Origin of the sequence: Sporomusa sp. (assembly GCF_035561255.1) — a bacterium.
Taxonomy (GTDB): Bacteria; Bacillota; Negativicutes; order Sporomusales; family Sporomusaceae; genus Sporomusa.
Genome location: NZ_DATMXX010000377.1, coordinates 1 through 4,284, shown reverse-complemented (window position 1 = coordinate 4,284; position 4,284 = coordinate 1). Strand labels below are relative to the sequence as shown.

Below are 4,284 nucleotides of genomic sequence, written 5' to 3'. Positions count from 1 at the left end.
TTTATAAATAAACTAACCTTCAGGCGGAGTTTTTACCCCGGCAGAAGGTTAGTCGACCTTATCCAGAGATTTTATCTCCCGCTGATTCAAGAAGGAAGTTTCAGAACGGCTTGGCATGGGAACATTTATAAACAAGAGCGGTCTTTACAGACTTGTTGTCGCTTAGGAGGATACAAAAAATGAAGGTGGATATCAACGATCTATCCGGCTATTTTGCCAAAATAAACTTTAGCGTAGTTGATATAAGACGAGCGGTTATCGAACCTGGAAGAAAACGTTTCGGTACAGTTACTTCTCCATTTTCAGGTATGATTTTTCCGCTGCGCGGCCGGTCAAGAATGTTTTTTGACGGCGTGCCCTATGACATGGAGCCTGGTAAAGTATTCCACGGAGGGCCAAATATGCCATTGGATAAAGAGGTTCTGGGACAGTCAAAATGGGATTTTATGGTCATACATTACCAAGTGCACGGCAATACCCAGGGGACGTTTCCCTATGCATTGTCGCATTATGAACTCAGCCCGGGATATAATTCCGGGATAAACGACACGCTGCAGCAGATGTACCATATCTACGCAACACCAGGTAATCTGTCGGCGCTGAAAATCAAATCCCTGTTTTTCATCATTTTGGATGAAATTCTAACTTGTGCCAATTGCCGGTTACATAACGGCAGCCACGAACTGGTGGCAGAAGCCGCTGAATATATGAAGAATCACTATATGGAACCGCTCACCGTACCGGAATTAGCCAGACAATATGGTCTGAGCAGCAAACAGTTTGCCTATTTGTTTCAAAAGCATACGGGCATGAGTCCGAATAAATTTCTGATTGAATACCGGATGCGGCGGGCGAAAGAACTGCTCTGCACCACAGCCTGCTCTGTCGCGGAAATTGCAGAGTACGTGGGTTATTCCGATCCTTATTACTTCAGCCTATTATTCAAGAAGCGAACAGGTTTGTCACCCAGTACGTTGCAGGTATTTAGGAAAAATAAAAAGTTGATTACCAATTAAAAAAATATTTTACAACGTGGCATTTCTAAGGCTGTAATGTAGACTAGGCATAAATTTAGTGAACGGCAATTTCATGGATGTTGTTAATGTTGAAAAAATGATGAGGGATCAAGAAATGAGTATTACACCGCTGGAAGGACGGTATGGAAAAACACAAATCAGCCGCGAACCCTTTGCTCATAAGGGTTTGCGGCTGATTTTTTTGTTTTTTTACTGCACAAGTCGGGATTTATTATAATTATTTTGAATGCTCTTTGTCAATACGATCCATACCCGTTGCGTCCGACAGATAAGCCCGAATGACGTATTTTTTTTGATTTGGGAAAAAATCAAGGTCTGTTTAGAAATATATCAATTGTTTAGAAATATATCAATTTACTCCAATGTTGGCTGTTGTTATACTCTAATATAGAAATTGAGAATGATCCTCATTCCTAGTTTCGGGCAGTTATAATTATAATGAAGCTGGTATAGAGCTGTTGTCTACAGTTAAGTTATGTGCAAAGGAGTCGAACGGTATGAAGAAAAAAATGTCCCGCATCAGAAAAAAAGTCCTGTATGCCCTGATTGGCAGCAGTTTGTTTTGGCACGCGCCAGTAGTTGCCTACGCAGAAGAAGCGCCGGAATCCGCCTCGGTGACCGAACAAACTGCCGAAAAACAAGTTGCTGCCAGCGAATCAACTGCCAGACGGTCTGAATTCACCCTGGAAGGGATTGAAGTGACCGCCAGCCGGGAAACGCTGCCCCTGCCCTATGCCGGTGGTCAGGTGGCCCGCGGCGCCGGGCTCGGCGTACTGGGCAACAAGGATTTCATGGACACGCCCTTCAACGTCACCAGTTACACCGCCCAGAGCATCGAAGACCAGCAGGCCGAAACCCTGTTTGACGTGCTTATGAACGATCCCTCCGTCCGCTTCGCCACCCCCGGCGGACAGGTCAGCGAAAACTTCAGAGTCCGCGGCCTAGAGGTAAATTATCAGTATCTCTATTTTAACGGCATAGCGGGTTTGGCGCCGCACTATCGTGTTCCCGTGGAATTTCTGGAACGGGTGGAAGTGCTCAAAGGGCCCAGTTCCTTTCTCTACGGCGGAGTGAGCACCTCGGTGGGCGGCGCCGTCAACCTTGTACCCAAACGGGCCAGCGAGGAGGATATTACCAATTTTACCACCAGCTACGCCTCCTCGTCCCAGTTCGGCGGCCATATCGACATAGGACGCCGCTTCGGCGAAAACAAGGAGTGGGGCATCCGCTTCAACGGCCTCTACTCGGACGGCGATACCACAACCGACGATCAATCCCGGAAACGGCTGTTGGGCGCCCTGGGCCTGGATTACCACAAGGACAAATGGCGCCTGTCCCTGGATGCCTATGGCACCGAGGAGAAGTACGACGGCGGTCTTATCTCCATGTATGACTTAAGCTCTTACGTGAAAGCTCCGGACGGCTCGACCAACGTATTCAAAGGGGTGTCGGGCACCACCCGGAATAACGGGATTCTGTTTAAAGGCGAATATGACATACAGGACAATCTAACCGCCTACGCCGGCATTGGCAAACTATCCGCCAAAGCCAACGGCTTCATCAACGGCAATCACGTGCAGGACCTGCAGGCAGATGGCTCGGCCACGCTCAAGGGCATCTTTAAGCAATACTTCTGGACCGACACCACTGCCTCCGAAATAGGGTTGCGCGGCACTTACCAGACCGGTGCGGTAAAGCATCAGGTCGTTTTGGGGGCAAGCTTCCAGGATACGGATTTCTCCAATGCTTATAAAAGTACAGCACTAAATATGGCAACAAATATCTACAACCCGGCTGCGGTTGCCGACCTTTACAACAGCCTGAAGGTGAGCAAGGGCAACAAGACTGCCGTCACCGAGCTTTCCAGTTTTCTCCTGGCCGACACGCTTTCCTTTAACGAGGAAAAGGTCCAGTTAACGCTGGGGATACGGCGGCAAGATGTGAAACAGACAAGCTACGCCTACAATAACACAGATACCACCGGCGGGGTGAAATCGACAACCAACTACGACTCCGACGCCAACACGCCGATGGTCGGCCTCATCGTCAAACCGTGGGGGGAAGCGGTGTCTCTCTACGCCAATTATATTGAATCGCTTTCCCCCGGAACCGTGGTGGGAGCAAGCTACGACAATATTGGTCAAGTACTGGCGCCGTACAAAACCAAACAACGCGAATTCGGCGTGAAGTGGGACAAGGGCGATTTCGCCAATACGCTGGCCTTTTTCCAAATCGAAATGCCCAGTTATATGACGACTAACAAGATTTATTCCTATGACGGCGAACAGAAAAACCGCGGCATTGAGTGGAATACCTTCGGCAGCCTGGCGAAGAACCTCCGGCTGATGGGCGGCATTGCCTATACCGATGGCGAACTGATCCGCTCCAATACCGTTGCCAATAACGGCAACACGCCGTTGGGCGTACCCAAATGGACGATGAATGCCGGCGTCGAGTGGGACACGCCGTGGAATCAGGATTTATCACTTTCGCTGCGGGCCGTATATACCAGTTCCCAATACGCCAACAATGCTAACACCTTCGAAATACCGAGCTGGGTGCGCTATGACATCGGCGCGCGGTACAAGACCGTGATGAACAAAACTCCGGTCACCTACCGCCTCAGCGTGGAAAACCTGTTTGACAAACACTACTGGTCAGGTTACTCCGACAAGAGTCTTGCCACGTTAGGCAGCCCCCGCACCGTTAAGCTGTCGGCAAGCATGCAGTTTTAAACAGGGGTTATCACTATGAATGTTGCTATGCTTGATGCGGTCCGCCGGCTGAAAGCCGGTACCTGCCAGACAACTCAACCACCCTGCGCATTCTGGCCGCCGTTTACGGCGGCTATGCGCTAACCAGAAGTAGACACGGGGACGGCAGACCGTGTGAAAAACATCTTTCAATCCAACGGAAAGTAACCGTTCTTCTAATAAAATTAAATTTTTAGAGTGTTCTACCATTTTTGCTTTTGGTACACCGTTCTTTAAAGGCACAGCTTTGGCAAGCCTCATAATTCCGATAATCATAGCCGATTATGCCCTTAGCTTTGGTGATTCGATTTCTAGAAAAGTAAAGCTCTTTTCCCCCTGGGCACCTGTATATGTTTTTTCGGCATCATAGAAAAATTGATCACTGTAAAAATCTCTGTCTCCCGTTCCATTTGAATAGGTTTGTTTGGGTACATAGGGTGTGATTTGCTTCTTTACACATTTTTTTAGATCCTCCGCCTTATAGTACCCCTTAT

The 4,284-nt window shown here is 48.5% G+C and carries 3 protein-coding genes and 1 pseudogene; 2 read left to right on the top strand and 2 right to left on the bottom strand.

Going from position 1 to position 4,284, the window contains the following annotated elements; genetic code table 11:
* Positions 1–179: 179 nt before the first annotated feature.
* Entirely contained in the window at positions 180–1,016 is an 837-nt protein-coding gene (locus VN379_RS21570) for an AraC family transcriptional regulator (protein ID WP_325537709.1), read from the top strand.
* Between the two features lie 518 nt (positions 1,017–1,534).
* Positions 1,535–3,772, top strand: coding sequence for a TonB-dependent siderophore receptor (locus VN379_RS21565; protein WP_325537707.1), 2,238 nt, complete (start codon positions 1,535–1,537; stop codon positions 3,770–3,772).
* Positions 3,773–3,983: 211 nt separating this feature from the next.
* Here the strand turns inward: VN379_RS21565 and VN379_RS25225 are convergent, their stop codons facing one another.
* Positions 3,984–4,073, bottom strand: a complete 90-nt coding sequence (locus tag VN379_RS25225; RefSeq protein WP_414715028.1) for a hypothetical protein — start codon at positions 4,071–4,073, stop codon at positions 3,984–3,986.
* Positions 4,073–4,284, bottom strand: a pseudogene (locus tag VN379_RS21560) (hypothetical protein); the annotation flags it as partial. The pseudogene VN379_RS21560 and the gene VN379_RS25225, both read right to left, overlap by 1 nt.

Excerpts from the sequence above, each read along its gene's own strand:
- VN379_RS21565 (WP_325537707.1), top strand. The coding sequence starts at position 1,535 with ATGAAGAAAAAAATGTCCCGCATCAGAAAAAAAGTCCTGTATGCCCTG.
- VN379_RS21570 (WP_325537709.1), top strand. The coding sequence starts at position 180 with ATGAAGGTGGATATCAACGATCTATCCGGCTATTTTGCCAAAATAAAC.